General features: G+C 70.4%; 14 protein-coding genes and 1 pseudogene. 3 read left to right on the top strand and 12 right to left on the bottom strand.

All coding sequences use genetic code 11. The annotated features are described in order from the left end of the window. Nucleotides 1–132: 132 nt before the first annotated feature. From ACQKIP_RS21865 to ACQKIP_RS21890, 6 genes are all read right to left on the bottom strand, one after another. Entirely contained in the window at nucleotides 133–414 is a 282-nt protein-coding gene (locus ACQKIP_RS21865) for an HU family DNA-binding protein (protein WP_016645140.1), read from the bottom strand. A 318-nt stretch (nucleotides 415–732) separates the two neighbouring features. Next, nucleotides 733–2,166 (bottom strand): NAD-dependent malic enzyme, encoded by a 1,434-nt coding sequence (locus ACQKIP_RS21870; protein WP_365857292.1) that lies wholly within the window; start codon nucleotides 2,164–2,166, stop codon nucleotides 733–735. Nucleotides 2,167–2,544: 378 nt separating this feature from the next. Further along, a complete protein-coding gene (locus ACQKIP_RS21875) occupies nucleotides 2,545–4,920 on the bottom strand; it encodes a HelD family protein (protein ID WP_365857290.1) in 2,376 nt (791 codons plus the stop codon). Between the two features lie 126 nt (nucleotides 4,921–5,046). After that, entirely contained in the window at nucleotides 5,047–5,847 is an 801-nt protein-coding gene (locus tag ACQKIP_RS21880; RefSeq protein ID WP_365857288.1) for an anti-sigma factor family protein, read from the bottom strand. Further along, nucleotides 5,844–6,428: a sigma-70 family RNA polymerase sigma factor gene (locus tag ACQKIP_RS21885; RefSeq protein ID WP_190080178.1), complete on the bottom strand. Its 585-nt coding sequence runs from the start codon at nucleotides 6,426–6,428 to the stop codon at nucleotides 5,844–5,846. Before ACQKIP_RS21885 ends, ACQKIP_RS21880 begins: the two co-directional genes overlap by 4 nt. 131 nt (nucleotides 6,429–6,559) lie before the next feature. Continuing rightward, on the bottom strand, nucleotides 6,560–7,147 hold the full coding sequence (locus ACQKIP_RS21890) for a CGNR zinc finger domain-containing protein (RefSeq protein ID WP_365857286.1): 588 nt from the start codon (nucleotides 7,145–7,147) through the stop codon (nucleotides 6,560–6,562). A gap of 167 nt (nucleotides 7,148–7,314) precedes the next feature. Here ACQKIP_RS21890 and ACQKIP_RS21895 point away from each other — a divergent pair, with 167 nt between their 5' ends. Continuing rightward, nucleotides 7,315–7,908 carry a DUF1772 domain-containing protein gene (locus ACQKIP_RS21895; RefSeq protein WP_365857284.1) on the top strand — a complete coding sequence of 198 codons (594 nt, stop codon included), beginning with the start codon at nucleotides 7,315–7,317 and terminating at the stop codon, nucleotides 7,906–7,908. Here ACQKIP_RS21895 and ACQKIP_RS21900 read toward each other — a convergent pair. From ACQKIP_RS21900 to ACQKIP_RS21920, 5 genes are all read right to left on the bottom strand, one after another. After that, nucleotides 7,848–9,020 carry a uroporphyrinogen-III synthase gene (locus ACQKIP_RS21900; protein ID WP_365857282.1) on the bottom strand — a complete coding sequence of 391 codons (1,173 nt, stop codon included), beginning with the start codon at nucleotides 9,018–9,020 and terminating at the stop codon, nucleotides 7,848–7,850. The two genes, ACQKIP_RS21895 and ACQKIP_RS21900, sit on opposite strands and share 61 nt — an antisense overlap. 131 nt (nucleotides 9,021–9,151) lie before the next feature. Next, nucleotides 9,152–10,504, bottom strand: a complete 1,353-nt coding sequence (locus ACQKIP_RS21905; RefSeq protein ID WP_365857280.1) for a nitrate/nitrite transporter — start codon at nucleotides 10,502–10,504, stop codon at nucleotides 9,152–9,154. Nucleotides 10,505–10,757: 253 nt separating this feature from the next. Then, nucleotides 10,758–11,792, bottom strand: a complete 1,035-nt coding sequence (locus tag ACQKIP_RS21910; protein WP_365857278.1) for a hypothetical protein — start codon at nucleotides 11,790–11,792, stop codon at nucleotides 10,758–10,760. Next, a complete protein-coding gene (locus ACQKIP_RS21915; protein WP_365857276.1) occupies nucleotides 11,789–12,451 on the bottom strand; it encodes a hypothetical protein in 663 nt (220 codons plus the stop codon). The genes ACQKIP_RS21910 and ACQKIP_RS21915 overlap by 4 nt, the downstream gene beginning before the upstream one ends. Nucleotides 12,452–12,663: 212 nt before the next feature. Beyond that, entirely contained in the window at nucleotides 12,664–13,221 is a 558-nt protein-coding gene (locus tag ACQKIP_RS21920) for a MarR family winged helix-turn-helix transcriptional regulator (RefSeq protein WP_365857274.1), read from the bottom strand. Between the two features lie 122 nt (nucleotides 13,222–13,343). Between ACQKIP_RS21920 and ACQKIP_RS21925 the strand changes: the two genes are divergently transcribed. Next, nucleotides 13,344–14,294: an EamA family transporter gene (locus ACQKIP_RS21925; RefSeq protein WP_365857272.1), complete on the top strand. Its 951-nt coding sequence runs from the start codon at nucleotides 13,344–13,346 to the stop codon at nucleotides 14,292–14,294. Nucleotides 14,295–14,354: 60 nt separating this feature from the next. Continuing rightward, the gene (locus ACQKIP_RS21930; protein ID WP_365857270.1) at nucleotides 14,355–14,999 is read left to right on the top strand and encodes an NAD(P)-dependent oxidoreductase; all 645 of its coding nucleotides are present in this window, start codon (nucleotides 14,355–14,357) and stop codon (nucleotides 14,997–14,999) included. Nucleotides 15,000–15,018: 19 nt separating this feature from the next. Here the strand turns inward: ACQKIP_RS21930 and ACQKIP_RS21935 are convergent. Then, nucleotides 15,019–15,211 (bottom strand): annotated as a pseudogene (locus tag ACQKIP_RS21935) (hypothetical protein); the annotation flags it as partial.

Below are 15,211 nucleotides of genomic sequence, written 5' to 3' on the forward strand. Positions count from 1 at the left end.
AATGTAAATCCGGGTTGTGTCGGGCCCGATGGGGGAGTTCCCCGGCCGGTCCCGTCGCGGAAGAAGCCGTTCACCCCCATCTACGGGGCGCACACCCAGTGGGTGCCGGCCCCTTCTGCTTGCTGCTTGAGGCTACTTGCCCTTGGCGGCTTCCTTGAGCTTGGAGCCCGCCGAAACCTTGACGCTGTAGCCGGCCGGGATGTTGATCGGCTCGCCGGTCTGCGGGTTCCGGGCGGTGCGAGCGGCACGGTGGGTGCGCTCGAAGGTCAGGAAGCCGGGGATGGTGACCTTCTCGTCGCCCTTGGCAACGATCTCGCCGACGGTCTCGGCGAACGCGGCCAGCACGGCGTCGGCGTCCTTGCGGGTCACCTCGGCGCGGTCGGCCAGCGCGGCCACCAGCTCACTGCGGTTCATGTTTGTACTCCCGTGTTCTTCTTGCCGTTGAGGCGTGCCACGCGGCGGAGCCGCATGATGGGCACAGCGAAGCCGATGCTGCCAGGGTCCTCGGTCAGGCCCCGGACCCGGGTCCGTCGTCCGGACCCTCGCGCCCAGAAAGGCATCCTGCCCCCACCTGCGGCGGGAAAGCCAATCCGGGACCCCTTGGAGATCCCGCGGGACCTCTGGGAGATCCCACGAAAGGCTTCACCGCCCCCTGGAAGGTGGCAGTCGGGGGCGCGCTTCCACGCCACCCTAGAGGGCCTTTGCGGGCCCTGCGTTCCGCGACGCGCCGTACTACTGGGCCGTGGCGGCTGTCACAGTCACCCCGGCGGCCTTCGCCGCGTTGCGCACCGCATCGGCGACCGCGCCCGCGACCTTGTCGTTGAAGACGCTGGGGATGATGTAGTTCGGGTTGAGCTCGTCCTCGGCGACGACGTCCGCGAGGGCGCCTGCCGCCGCCAGCATCATCTCCGTGTTGACGGTGCGCGACTGGGCGTCGAGCAGGCCGCGGAAGACGCCGGGGAAGACCAGGACGTTGTTGATCTGGTTCGGGAAGTCCGAGCGGCCCGTGGCCACGACCGCCGCCGTCTGGCGGGCGATCGCGGGGTCGACCTCGGGGTCGGGGTTCGCGAGCGCGAACACGATGGCACCCTCCGCCATGGCCGCGACGTCGTCGGCGCCCAGGACGTTCGGGGCCGAGACGCCGATGAAGACGTCGGCGCCGACGACCGCTTCCTTGAGGGTGCCGCGGGCGCCCTCGGGGTTGGTGTTGTCGGCGATCCAGCGCAGCGGCGAGTCGGGCGCCGCGTCCACGAGGTCCTCGCGGTCGGCGTGCACGACGCCGTGGATGTCGGCCACGACGGCGTGCTTGACGCCCGCCGCGATGAGCAGCTTGAGGATGGCCGTACCGGCCGCGCCCGCGCCGGACATGACGACCCGTACGTCGCCGACTCCCTTGCCCACCACGCGAAGTGCGTTGGTCAGCGCGGCGAGCACGACGATCGCGGTGCCGTGCTGGTCGTCGTGGAAGACGGGGATGTCCAGGGCCTCGCGCAAGCGTGCCTCGATCTCGAAGCAGCGCGGCGCCGAGATGTCCTCGAGGTTGATGCCGGCGAAGCCGGGGGCGATCGCCTTGACGATCTCGACGATCGCGTCGGTGTCCTGGGTGTCCAGGCACAGCGGCCACGCGTCGATGTCGGCGAAGCGCTTGAAGAGGGCCGCCTTGCCCTCCATGACCGGCATGGCGGCCTTCGGGCCGATGTTGCCGAGGCCGAGCACCGCGGAGCCGTCCGTTACGACCGCAACCGTGTTGCGCTTGATGGTGAGGCGGCGCGCGTCCTCGGGGTTCTCGGCGATCGCCATGCACACGCGGGCCACGCCCGGGGTGTAGATCATGGAGAGGTCGTCACGGTTGCGGATGGGGTGCTTGGCCGCCATCTCGATCTTGCCGCCGAGGTGCATCAGGAACGTACGGTCGGAGACCTTGCCGACGGTGACGCCCTCGATGGTGCGCAGCTGGGCGACGATCTCGTCGCCGTGCGTCGTGGAGGTCGCCGCGATCGTGACGTCGATCCTCAGTGCCTCATGGCCGGAAGCCGTGACGTCGAGGCCGGTCACCGAGCCTCCGTGGGACTCGACGGCCGTGGTGATCTGGGAGACCGCGGTGCCGCTCGCGGGCACCTCCAACCGGACCGTGTTCGAGTAGGAGACGCTGGGCGCCGTTGCCATGGCCGACTTCCTCTGCTTTCACCGTGTTGCTCTTGCCGTCCGATCGTCGCACCTACCGCTCAGTACGTGGTAGCTGCCTCGGATTGCGAACTTTTCGTTCACCAGCTTTTCGGAAACTAGTTTCCACCATACGAGAAGTTGCGGCATGCCGGTAGGGGCAAACGGAAACCGGTGGTTGAAACCCGAAAGAGGCCCCCGTCACGTGGTGACGAGGGCCTCTCCCTGTGCTTATGACACCGACCCGCCATGCTCGCCTCGCGGCAAGTGGTCGCTCGTAGCGACGAAGGTTGGGCCCGGGGGCTTGGATCGGGCCGGTGCCACATCAACGGTAACAAACGATCCCCGTAAGGCAATTCCCGTCACGACAAGTCCGTGAAGTCATTCGCGGAGCAGGTCCGGCACTCCGTCCGCGTCCGGCTCGTCGCGCTCGCCCGAGAGCACCGTGAGCTGCTGTGTCGCCCTGGTCAGGGCCACGTACAGGACGCGCAGGCCCGCCGGTGACTCGTCCGCGATCTCCGCCGGAGAGACGACGACCGTGGCGTCGTACTCAAGTCCCTTGGCCTCCAGGGAGCCGAGCGCCACGACCCGGTCACCGAGCTCCTCCAGCCAGCGCGCCGCCTGCTCGCGGCGGTTCATCGCCACGACCACGCCGATGGTGCCGTCCACCTGGTCGAGCAGCCGCGCCGCCTCCTCGCGCACCGACGCGCCGAGGTCCCTGTCCCGTACGACGGCGAAGCGGGGCTTCACCCCGGTGGACCGGACGGCCGACGGTGACTCGGCGCCGGGCATAGCGAGCGCGAGCACCTTGGCCGCGAGGTCCGCGATCTCGGCGGGGTTGCGGTAGTTGACGGTGAGGGTGAAGCGGCGGCGCGGGCGGCTGCCCAGGGCCTCGTCACGGGCGGCGGCGGCCTCGTCCGGGTCGGACCAGGAGGACTGGGCCGGGTCGCCGACGACCGTCCACGTGGCGTGCCGGCCCCTGCGGCCGACCATGCGCCACTGCATGGGGGTCAGGTCCTGCGCCTCGTCGACGATGACGTGCGCGTACTCGGTGCGCTCGGCGGCAAGGCGCTCGGCGCGTTCGCGCTGGGACTCCTCGCGCTGCGGCATCAGTTCGTCGAGGCCGGTGAGCAGGTCGAGGGGGTCCAGGTCCTTCTTCTTGCGGGGCCTGTGCGGCGTACCGAGGATCGACTGGAGCTCGTCGAGGAGCGCCACGTCGTGCACGGACAGCGCGTCGCGCTTGAGGGAGCGGGCGACCTTGCGGACCTCGCCGGGGTTCAGGACACGGCGGGCCCAGCGGCCGAGGCGCCGCTCGTCGCCCATGGCGCGGAGCACGGCGCGCGGGGTGAGTTCGGGCCACCAGGCGTCGAGGAAGCGGATGAAGTCGTCCTCGGAGGTGATGTCCTCGTCGAAGGACGAACGCAGCTCGGCGGCCAGCTCCGGGTCGCTGTGCCGGCCCGCGGCGCCGGACTGCGACCACAGGGCGTCCAGGATGAGCTTGCGGGCGCGCGGGCGCAGCAGGTTGACGGGCGCCGTGCCGCTGAGCGCGTTGCGGCGGATACGGCCCAGGGCGTCGGCCTCCAGCTCCAGGCGGCGGCCGAAGGCGACGACGCGCAGGCGCGTGGGCGTCTCCGCGGGGACCTTGGCCCCTTCGGCTGCGAGGTCATCGTCGTCATCGCCGAACGCGAGCTGGCCGTCCTGCGGGGCGGCCTTCGCGGGCGCGCCGCCCGTGCCCCCCTCAAGCGCCCCCCGCGCCGCCTTCCGCAGCACGTGCAGCATCCGCGAGGAACCCTTGACCCGCGCCACCGCGGGCGAGTCGTAGACCGTGGCCCCCTCCCCCGCGGCCTCGTCGGAGAGCGAGCCCACCGCGCGGATAGCGACCTGCCCCTCCTCGCCGAGCGAGGGCAGCACGCCCTCGGTGTACGCCACGAGCAGCGGGGTCGGCGAGACGATGAGGATGCCGCCCGCGTACCGGCGGCGGTCCTGGTAGAGCAGGTAGGCGGCGCGGTGCAGCGCCACGGCGGTCTTGCCGGTGCCGGGGCCGCCCTCCACGTACGTCACCGAGGCGGCGGGAGCGCGGATCACCATGTCCTGCTCGGCCTGGATCGAGGCAACGATGTCGCGCATCGTGTGGCTGCGGGCCTGGCCGAGCGCCGCCATCAGGGCGCCGTCGCCGATGACCGGCAGGCTCTCGCCGTCCAGGGTCGCCTTGAGCTCGGGACGCATCAGGTCGTCCTCGACGCCGAGGACCCTGCGGCCCTTGGAGCGGATGACCCGGCGTCGTACGACACGGCCCGGGTCAACCGGCGTCGAGCGGTAGAAGGGCGCCGCGGCCGGGGCGCGCCAGTCGATGACGAGCGGGGAGTAGTCCGCGTCCAGGACACCGATGCGGCCGATGTGCAGGGTCTCGGCGATCTCGGCGTGCCGACCGGTCTCGTCCTCGCTGACGGCGTCCTCCGCGGGCTCCACCGACGTGTACGCGCCGTCCGGGCCCTTCTTGCCGTCCTTGCCGAGAAGCAGGTCGATCCGCCCGAAGAGGAAGTCCTCGAACTCGTTGTTGAGCCGGTTGAGATGCACCCCCGCACGGAACACCTGGGCGTCCCGCTCGGCGAGCGCGCCCGGCGTGCCGACCTGGGAGCGCTTGGCCGCGTCGGTCATCAGGAACTCGGCCTCGTGGATCTTCTCCTCGAGACGCCGGTAGACCTGGTCGAGATGTTCTTGTTCGACGCTGATCTCGCGGTCGCGTACGTCGGCCACCGAGGCCCCTTTCCGGACGTGCAGCTGCCCTAGTGAGCAGCCGTCTACCGTACGCGAAAGGGGGCCCCTGTGTGCACTTCTCCTGCGCGCCGACCACGTGCCGACTCCGCGCCGGCCCCGCACCGGCTACGCGTCGACCTCGACCAGGCGGTCGCCGTCGAAGGTGGTCACCTCGAAGTGGTCGATTTCCTTGCGGTCCATCGCGGCGCCCCCGTGGACGTACAGCGGGCTGCGCGACCACTTGTTCGGGCTGTCCTTGATGCCGTAGCCCCACTTCGGGACCGACCAGGTGGTCACCGTCTCCTTCTCGCCGTTCTTGCCGACCGCGACGAGGGAGCACTTGAGCGGGCCCTTCACGTTCTTCAGCTCGAGGACCGCGTGCGTGCCCCAGGGCTTGTCCTCCGTGCCGACCGTGGCGCTGACCTTGGTCTTCGGGTCCGTGGCCTCGGTCTTGTCGGTCATGTGGTTGAAGAAGGCGTCCTCGGCGGGGCTCGTGGGGTGCGGCTCGCCCGCCACGTCCGTCGTACCGCCGTCGTCGCTCACCGCGAGGACCGCAAGCGGCCCGCCGATGATCAGTGCCGCCGCGGCGGCCACCAGATACATGCCGCGCCTGCGCTTCTGCTGCCGCTTGACCGACACCTCGTCCACCAGGCGGTCCGCGAGACGCGGGCTCGGCCGGGCGGCGAGCTGTTCGCCGATCGCCGGTACGCCGCGCGGTCCGGGAAAGTCCGCGAGCGCGGCCAGCATCGGCTCCATGCCCGAGAACTCCTCCAGCTGGTGCGCGCAGAACTCGCAGCCCGCCAGATGTGCCTCGAAGGCCGTCGCCTCCGCGTCGTCCAGGATGCCCAGAGCGTAGGCGCCGACGGTCTCGTGCACGTCGCCCGCCTCCGCATGGCCCCGCGCGTCATGTCCGTAGGACTCGTTCATGCCGTCACCCCCCGCTCCTCGAGCGCCAGCTTCATCGAGCGAAGCGCGTAGAAGACCCGCGAACGCACCGTCCCGCTGGGTATACCCAGCGTCTCGGCCGCCTCATTGACCGTACGCCCTTTGAAGTAGGTCTCGACAAGTACCTCCCGGTGGGCGGGAGTCAGGTCCTCGAGCGCGTCCGAGAGTGTCATCAGCCACAGCGCCTTATCGATCTCGTCCTCCGCGGGGATGACCTCCAGCGGCGACGGGTCGACCTCCTGCGGCCGGGCCTGCCGGCTGCGGTGGCCGTCGATGACGATGCGCCGGGCGACCGTCACCAGCCAGGGGCGTACCGAACCGGTCGCACGATTGAGCTGACCGGCGTTCTTCCAGGCACGGATGAGCGTTTCCTGTACGACATCTTCGGCGCGCTGCCGGTCTCCCGCCACAAGGCGGAGCACATAGGCCAGAAGCGGACCCGCGTGCTCGCGGTAGAGGGCGCGCATCAGTTCCTCGTCGGGCCCGTTGCGTCGGGGCACCAGGCGATGTCGGTGCGGGCGTTCCTGCGGGCGCTCATCGGCCACGGCGGAATCCTTGCGCACGCTTGCCTCCGGTGTCCGCTCTTCTTCGGGCTTCGCCCTGTCGGCTGTTCACCCTGGACTTACGTAGGCGGCCGGAGTTGTGTTCAACGGAGATCACAGGAGTTTTCCGCGACGTGTTCACCGACGGTGCGTCAGGCGCGCGCGAGTGCTGCCCTCCGCCGGTGTCTGGCCACGCGCTCCCGGTTGCCGCAGACCTCGCTGGAGCACCAGCGGCGGCGGCGCCCGCGTGACGTGTCCAGGTACACGATGGGGCAGTTGTCGCCCTCGCACTGGCGCAGGAGGGCGCGCGCGGCGGGGTCGGTGAGCAGGTCCACGGCATCGCGGGCTACGGCCGCGAGCAGGGCCGCGCAGCCGGGGTCGCCGTCCAGGGCGCGGACCAGGCTGCCGTCGGGGTGCCGGACGGCGAGCGGGGCGGGCGGCGGGGTCGCGGCGAGGGCGTTGATCCGGGCCAACGCTGCCTCCGCGTACCGCCCTTCGAGCTCCGCGAGCACCAACTGGCTGACGTTGGAGCGCAGTTCGCGGAAGGCGGCCAGCCAGAGAGACCCCGCTCCGGGCAGGGCCGTGCGATCCGGGATGAGCCCGGCACCCGCGAGCCAGGCACGCAGCCGGTCCACGGTGTCGAGCCGTTCTGCGGGGTGGTTTGTCGCCACGAGGTCCAGACAGCTCCGCCCGGAGTCGAATCGCAGCTCGTACGTGGCCGGGTCCATGCCCAGTGCCATGCGCGTGTCACCGCCTTGTGGGGATACCGGTGAGTGCTCCCCCTTACAGTGCCTCGCCTCGGGCGGGCGCGGAACCCCTGCCACCGCGAGCGGGGCGAGACGCCCGCTTATGGACGTGCGCTTCGGAGCCATGGGCGGGCGGCCGTCCGGCCGGTTGACTCGGTCCCATGAGAGACAACCGAGTGACGAACCGGCGGGGGCAGGGCAGCGCGGGGGCCGTTCTGGGGGCGGCCGTCGTGACCATGGGCCTGATCGCCGGGACCTTCTACATCTTCTCCTGCGGCGTGATGCCCGGCCTCGGGCGCAGCGGGGACCGCGTCTTCATCGAGGTCATGCAGAACACGAACGACGCCTTCAACAACCCGGTGTTCTTCGCGAGTTTCTTCGGCGCGCTGATCTTCACGGCGCTCTCCGCGTGGCAGCTGCGCGGCACGGACTCGTTCCGGTGGGTCCTGGCGGCGCTCGTCGTCTATCTCCTGGCCTTCGCGATCACGTCGGTCGTGAACGTGCCGCTGAACGACGAACTCGCGGACGCCGGCGACCCGGCGAAGATCGCCGATCCGGCCGCCGTGCGCGAGAAGTTCGAGGACGTGTGGCTGGCCTGGAACGCCGTACGGGCCGTGCTCTCCACCGTGGCGATCGGGCTGCTCGCGCGGGCCCTGGTGCTGTGGGGCCGGGACCGGCGGGACGGCGGGGCCGGTCAGTCGGCGTACTTGGACCCGGCGGCGGACCCGGCGGCCGGGTCGAGCGCGAGCCGGTAGCCCCGCTTGACCACCGTCTGGACGAGCTTCGGCGCACCGAGTGCCGTACGCAGCCTGGCCATCGCGGTCTCCACGGCGTGCTCGTCGCGCCCGGCGCCGGGCAGCGCGCGCAGGAGTTCGGCGCGGGACACCACCCAGCCGGGGCGCCGCGCGAGCGCCCGCAGCAGCGACATTCCGGCGGGCGGTACGGGCCGCAGCTCGTCGTCGACCAGGACCGCGTGGCCGCGGATCTCGACGCGGTGCCCCGCGACGGGCAACGTACGCGCGCGGGCGGGGAGTTCGTGGCACAGGATCTGTACGAGAGGGCCGAGCCGGAAGCGTTCGGGCTGCACCGTCTCGATGCCGCGGTCCTGGAGCGGCAGCGCGGTGACCGGGCCCACGCAGGCCGAGAGCACGTCGTGCTCGAGCGCGGCGAACAGCTCGGCGGTCATGCCGCGCTCCTCGGCGCGGGCCAGGAGGGACGCCGCGGCGGGCGCGCTGGTGAAGGTCAGCGCGTCGACGGCGCGGGCGACGGTGGCGTCCAGGAGCCGGTCGACGGGACCGAGGTCCTCGGGCGGCATCCACCGGTAGACGGGCACGCCGACGACCTCCGCTCCCCCGGCGCGCAGCGACTCGACGAAGCCCGGCAGCGGTTCGCCGTGCAGCTGGAGCGCGATGCGCTTGCCGTCGACGCCCTGCGCGAGCAGCCGGTCGAGCACCTCCGCCATGGACTCCGACGAGGGCGACCACTCCTCCGTGAGCCCGGCGGCACGGATGGCGCCCTTGACCTTGGGCCCGCGGGCGAGCAGCTCGACGCCCCGCAGACATTCCACGAGCGCCTCGCCGAAGCCCCATCCGTCGGCGGCCTCGACCCAGCCGCGGAACCCGATCGCGGTGGTGGCGATCACCACGTCGGGCGCGTGGTCGATCAATTCCTTGGTCGCGGAGAGCAGTTCGCTGTCGTCGGCGAGCGGGACGATCCGCAGTGCGGGCGCGTGCAGGACGGTGGCGCCGCGCCGCTGGAGCAGCGCGCCGAGCTCGTCGGCGCGCCGGGCGGCGGTGACGCCGACGGTGAATCCGGCGAGCGGCGCGTTTCCGCGTCCGTCCTGGTCGTTCTGAGGGGTCCCGTGCATGGCAGCTGCTCTCGTCCCGCTAGTACTGCGTGATGGATGGTCCGGGGTCTCACGAGCCTGCCAACGGCCCGTGACAACCCCGGATCATCACGATGTCGTGCGTGTTACACCAGGCTACGACCACCCGTCCGTCAGACCTGCGCGTACGTGAGCTGGGGCTTTGTCTCCGCGTCCGGGGTCAGGCCGGAGTCCGGCGTCCCTGTCGGCGTCGCGCGGCGAAGGTATACGGCCCACGTGACGCAGAAGCACACGGCGTAGAAGGCAAGGAAGGCGACGAACGCGCCGGTCCCGGACCCAACCGCCTGGAAGGACTGCCGGAAGGCGAGGTTGATCCCGAGCCCGCCGAGCGCGCCGACGGCGCCGATGAGCCCCATGGAGGCCCCGGAGAGCCGCCGCCCGTATGCCGCGGCGGCTTCCCCGTCGAGTCCCTTCTGAAGGGCCTTGGCCTGGAAGATGCCGGGAATCATCTTGTACGTCGACCCATTGCCGAGGCCCGTGAGCACGAAGAGCACGACGAAGGCGGCGACGAAGAGGGCGAGCGATTCACGCATGGAGGCGATGACGACGACGGCGGTGGCCGCGCCCATGCCGACGAAGTTCCACAGCGTGATGCGGGCCCCGCCGAACCGGTCGGCGAGCCGCCCGCCGACGGGCCGGATCAGCGAGCCGAGCAGCGGCCCGATGAAGGTGACGGCGGCGGCCTGGAGCGGGGTACGCCCGAACTGGGTCTGCAGGACGAGTCCGAAGGCGAAGCTGTACCCGATGAAGGAGCCGAAGGTCCCCACGTACAGCAGGGCCATGATCCAGGTGTGCGCGTCCCGTACGGCCTCTTTCGCCGCGCCGGTGTCGTTCTTCACGGTGGCGAGGTTGTCCATGAAGAGGGCGGCGCAGAGCGCGGAGACGAAGACAAGCGGGATGTAGATCCCGAGCAGCACCCGCGGCCCTCCCCCGGCCCCGATGACCGCGAGCCCGGCGAGCTGCACGACGGGCACGCCGATGTTGCCGCCTCCCGCGTTGAGCCCGAGCGCCCACCCCTTCTTCCTCAGCGGGAAAAAGGAATTGATGTTGGTCATGGAGGAAGCGAAGTTCCCGCCGCCGACGCCGGTGAGCAGGGCGCACAGCATGAAGGTGGTGTACGAGGTACCCGGCTCCATGACGACGAAGGCCGCGACGGTCGGCAGGAGGAGCGCGCCGGCCGCGATGATCGTCCAGTTCCGCCCGCCGAAGCGGGCGACGGCGAAGGTGTAGGGGACGCGGGCGACGGCCCCCACCAGCGTCGCCATCGACACGAGGAAGAACTTCCCGGCGGGATCGATCCCGTACTCGGGCCCCATGAACAGGACCATCACGGACCACAGGGTCCAGATCGAGAACCCGATGTGCTCGGAGAGGATCGAGAACACCAGGTTCCGCCGGGCGACGCGCTCGCCGCCCTCCTCCTTCCAGAACCTCTCGTCCTCCGGGTCCCACCGCTGGATCCACATGACAGGCCTCATCTCCACGGCTGGCGGCTGATGACCCGAAGGTAGGGAGACCGGGTTTCGTCCCTGTGGCACGCGGTGACCGCCGGGGAACGTTGCTCTCACGTGGGGGCGGGGCGGGCGGTGAGGGGCCCTTGCGCAGGGGGCGTGAGCGGATCCACAACCCCTGACCGCCTCCACGCCCTCATACGCACCCTCAAGGCCACTCCGCGCTGAGGCCCCCACGCCCGAGCCCTACTGGCAGAAGCGGAGGCGCTCAGCGGTTGACGGACTGGATCTCCTCCGCCGCGACCCGCTGCTCCGCGCCGAACTCGCCGTCAGGCAGATCGCCGCCCTCGCCGGTGGTGCTGGTCCAGGTGATCCTCCAGGTGAGGGTCGACCGGAGGTTGTACGAGCCGTCGCCGGAGGACCGCAGGTACTGCACGCCGCACGGCGGGAGCGTGTCCGCAGGGGTGCCCTTGGCTCGGGGGGCGCCGATCTTGCCGCCCTCGATGGGGCACTGCCCCGAAGCGGGGTACGTCTCGGCGTCCTGCGTGCCGGGGTCGACGGAGAGAGACACGGGCTCAGCGGTCGCCGTCGCGGAAAGCCCCGAGCCCGGGATGCTCGCGGTGACGGACACCTTCTTGAACTTCGCCTTGTCCAGCCAGACCCAGGTCGGGAGATTGACCTTCGTCGTTCCCTCGGGGGCCATCGTGATCTCGGTACCGGGCACGGGGAGTTCGTCGTAGGCGTACTCGGCGAGGATCTTGGGTGAGACCGCCAGCGGTTCCTTGGGGGTGGCGCCATTGGGCACCCAGAAGGGCAGCTTGTCGCAGGCCTTTGCGTCCGGGGCGTCTTTGCGCTTTTCATCGACGGCCGCTGCCCAGAACAGCCCCTCGCCCTGCTTGTCGAGGTTGTAGTCCTTGTAGGGGTTGCCGTCCTTGAAGTACGCGTCGAACGCGCCGCCCACGAGGTCACCGACTCCGAATACCTTCACCTTCCGGATCGCCTTGACGGCCGCCTGGATCTGCTTCGGAGAGTAGGCGGGCTCGTACCAGCAGGCTGGTGGGTCCCAGTTGCTGTTGGCGGGTGTGAGCGAGCCGCTCTTCGCGGATTTCGGGCTGCCCTCGACCGTCGTCTGAATCTTCGTCTGAACGCCGAGGTTCTGTCCCTGTCTGCTCACCTGGGATGCCCCTTCGCGAGCTTTGACCTTGCCGTTCTTGCCGGTCGCCTGCGCCATGCCGGGTACTGCCGCCATCGACAACGCCACGGCGGGAGCCAGCAACCGCCAGGCGATGACACGGCAGCTCACAGGCACTGCTTGGCCCCCGTCGTGCTGGTGACGGACTCCGTCTGCCAGATGCCCTTGGCGTTCTTCTTCACCCTCGTGTTGTAGAAGGCGTAGTCGTCGCTGGATGCGGGGATCGACCTATCCACCTTGCCGGTCTTCCGGTCCTTGGGATACGCCTTCGTCTCATCCACGCAGTACGTCACCGCCGCAGCACCCGACTTGAGGAACGTGACCTCTCGGTCGAAGTACCGAGTGGTCCCCACGAAACTCCTGCCGTCCTCGTAGAAGCCCTGCACATACTCCGCCGCCGACAACAACGCCTCGCCCGAGGAGTAGAACTTCAGCGCCGGATGCTCCTTGGCGTCGACCGTGATCGCCTCGTCGATCGAGGCGATCCGCCGCTCGTTGTCCGCAAGGATCGCGTCCTTCTTCGCGTCGCCGGTCCTGCCGCCCTCGAAGACGTTCCGCACGCCCTTCGGCAGCTTGATCTCCGGCCGCTCGATCCCGTCGTCGGGCGGTGTCGGCGACGGTGACTCTCTCTGCTCGCTGCCCGACCCGGCCCCCGCGATCTTCTCGCCGCCCTTGGCGCTGCCGCCATCGCTTCCTCCGCAAGCGGAGATCGACAGGAGCGCGGCAACAGTCAGAGCGGTCGATGCAAGCAAGGTGGGTCGGCGATTCAAGGTCAACTCCTGGTGAGGGGAGGGTCACGTGGAGCGAACCTAGCTATAGGCGAGGGGCCGGTGACCTCACGTCCAACCCCCCTCGGCTACGAGAGACGGGACTTCTTCGGCGGGAGTACAGCGGCACCGTCAAAGCGGCGCAGCAACGAGACCCCTCGGCGAGAAGCCCGCCCATTGACGCAGGTGCCGATAGCCCCGGAGAGAACCCGGGATCACCCCAGATGCGTATCCCCCAGCGACACAAGCAACCTCCGCAGCGCCCCGTCCAACGCCACCCGGTCCTCCGCCGACAGTGCCGTCAGCATGCGTTCCTCGTTGGCCACGTGGTCCACTACCGCTCGGTCGACCAGGTCGCGGCCCGCCTCCGTGAGGCGGACCCGGATGGCCCGGCGGTCGGTCGGGTCCGGGTGGCGTTCGATGTAGCCCTTGCGTTCCAGCTTGTCGAGGCGGTTGGTGATGGCGCCCGACGTGACCATGGCCGTCTTCAGGAGGCCGCCCGCCGTCAGTTCGTGCGGGGCGCCCACGCGGCGCAGCGTGGCGAGGACGTCGAACTCCGGGAACTCCAGGCCGTGTTCCGCGAAGACCGGCTTCATCCCCTTGCTCAGCAGGTGGTCCGCCCGTTTGATGCGGCCCACCAGGGCCATCGCGTCCAGACTCGCCGCGCCGATGTCCGGGCGCTCCCGGTGCCACTGCGCGCGCAGTTCGTCGATCGCGTCGGTCTCCGTGGATGCGGTCGACGCCGTCGGCTCCGGCACCTCGGGGTCTGTCATGGCCTTCCCCTCACTCAATCTCTCAACGTTGAGATACTTGACGTTCGCAGACCCGAGGGTCATATTTATCTCAACGTTGAGAATAACAGCGTTGAGCAGAGTTGAGCCGAGGGGGAACCACCATGTCCGTCCGCAGCCACCAGCGGGTAAACACCACCACCGCCACACACCCCGCGCCCGCCACCCGCACCGCCCCGCGAACGACCGCCCTCGCCGCCGCAGGCCTCGCCGCCATCGGCCCCGCCACCTGGGGCACCACCTACGTCACCACCACCGAACTCCTGCCCCCGGACCGCCCCCTGCTCGCCGCGGCCCTGCGCGCGCTGCCCGCCGGGCTCATCCTGCTCGCCCTCACCCGGCGGCTGCCCAGCGGTGACTGGTGGTGGAAGGCGGGGGTGCTCGGACTGCTCAACTTCGGGGCGTTCTTCCCGCTCCTGTTCTTCGGGGCCTATCACCTGCCCGGCGGCGTCGCCTCGACCATCAGCGCCGTCATGCCCCTGCTCGTCGCCGGTTTCGGGGTGGGTGTGCTGAAGGTGCGGCCCACCCGTCGTACGTTGATCGCCGGGCTCGTCGGCGTCGTCGGCGTCGCGCTGCTCGTCCTGCGCGGCAGCGCCTCCTTCGACCTCGCGGGCATCGCGGCCATGCTGGTCGCCACGACCCTGATGGCCCTCGCCGTCGTACTCAGCAAGCGCTGGGGACGGCCCGAAGGTGTCTCGCTGCTCGCCCTCACCGGGTGGCAACTCACCGCGGGCGGGCTGGTGCTTGCCCCCATCGCGCTTGCCTTCGAAGGTGTCCCGGACCACTTCACCGGGGCCAACCTCGCCGGATACGCCTACCTCGGCATCATCGGCACCGCCGTCGCCTACGCCCTCTGGTTCCGCGGCATCGAGCGGCTCCCCGCCTCCTCCGTGGCGTTCCTCGGGCTGACCAACCCCGTCGTCGCCACCCTCGCCGGACTGCTCCTCCTGGGGCAGACCCTCACCCCCTGGCAGGTGGGCGGGCTCCTGCTCGTCGTCGCCAGTGTGCTGGTCGGGCAGGGCCGTCGTACGGCACCGGTCCGGAAGCTCTCGTAGTCACGCCCCGCCTACACCCCCGTAACCGCGAACCGTAACCGCGAACCAAGGAGCAGACCCATGCGCATCACCGTCTTCGGAGCCGCCGGAAACGTCGGCAGCCGCGTAGTCACCGAAGCCCTCACCCGCGGCCACGACGTCACCGCGGTCGTCCGCGACCCGGCCCGCTTCGGCGAACTGCACCCCGGCGCCACGCACCGCGCCGGTGATGCCGGAGTCCCGGAGCAGGTGGCCGAGTTGAGCATCGGCCAGGATCTCGTGGTGAACGCCACCAGACCCGCCCCCGGCCGCGAGCCCGAACACGCCGCCATCAGCCGGGCGTTGCTCGCGGGGCTGGACAGGACCGGCGTACGACTGCTGATCGTCGGCGGGGCCGGGAGCCTGACCGTGCCCGGCAGCGGCGGCGTCCTGGCCGTCGACGACCCCGCGTACGTGCCCACCGCCTGGCGGCACATCGCCCTGGCGTCCAACGCCCAGTTCGACGCCGTCCGCACCACCGGCACCGACGTCGACTGGGCGTACCTGAGCCCGTCCGCCCTGCTCGAACCCTGCGTCCGCACCGGCAGCTACCGCCTCGGCGCCGACGAGCTGATCGTCGACGCCGACGGCAACTCCGCCCTCTCCATGGAGGACCTCGCGGTGGCGCTCCTGGACGAGGCCGAACGCCCCAAGCACCACCGCACCCGCTTCACCGCCGGGTACTGAAAGGCGGTCGGGCAACGGGTCAGCCCCGGTGCGAGCCGCCCTTCGAAGCCGCCCGCCTGCCCTTGGGCGGCTTGCCCGCGGACGGCCGGGGCGTGGACGGCTTCGAACCGTCCGGCCACAGCCTCGGACTCCGCTTGGCCGCGAAGTCCTCGATCCAGCCCACGGCCATCACCATCAGACCGATCAGCGGCCAGACCAGGACGGTCATCCAC

This window comes from Streptomyces sp. NPDC059900, from assembly GCF_050270335.1.
In the GTDB taxonomy this organism is placed as follows: Bacteria; Actinomycetota; Actinomycetes; order Streptomycetales; family Streptomycetaceae; genus Streptomyces.

Coding starts and splice junctions, on each gene's coding strand:
- ACQKIP_RS21905 (WP_365857280.1), bottom strand. CDS start 10,504: ATGTGGATCCAGCGGTGGGACCCGGAGGACGAGAGGTTCTGGAAGGAG.
- ACQKIP_RS21890 (WP_365857286.1), bottom strand. CDS start 7,147: ATGGCACTGGGCATGGACCCGGCCACGTACGAGCTGCGATTCGACTCC.
- ACQKIP_RS21925 (WP_365857272.1), top strand. CDS start 13,344: ATGTCCGTCCGCAGCCACCAGCGGGTAAACACCACCACCGCCACACAC.
- ACQKIP_RS21930 (WP_365857270.1), top strand. CDS start 14,355: ATGCGCATCACCGTCTTCGGAGCCGCCGGAAACGTCGGCAGCCGCGTA.
- ACQKIP_RS21870 (WP_365857292.1), bottom strand. CDS start 2,166: ATGGCAACGGCGCCCAGCGTCTCCTACTCGAACACGGTCCGGTTGGAG.
- ACQKIP_RS21865 (WP_016645140.1), bottom strand. CDS start 414: ATGAACCGCAGTGAGCTGGTGGCCGCGCTGGCCGACCGCGCCGAGGTG.
- ACQKIP_RS21880 (WP_365857288.1), bottom strand. CDS start 5,847: ATGAACGAGTCCTACGGACATGACGCGCGGGGCCATGCGGAGGCGGGC.
- ACQKIP_RS21900 (WP_365857282.1), bottom strand. CDS start 9,020: ATGCACGGGACCCCTCAGAACGACCAGGACGGACGCGGAAACGCGCCG.
- ACQKIP_RS21920 (WP_365857274.1), bottom strand. CDS start 13,221: ATGACAGACCCCGAGGTGCCGGAGCCGACGGCGTCGACCGCATCCACG.
- ACQKIP_RS21895 (WP_365857284.1), top strand. CDS start 7,315: ATGAGAGACAACCGAGTGACGAACCGGCGGGGGCAGGGCAGCGCGGGG.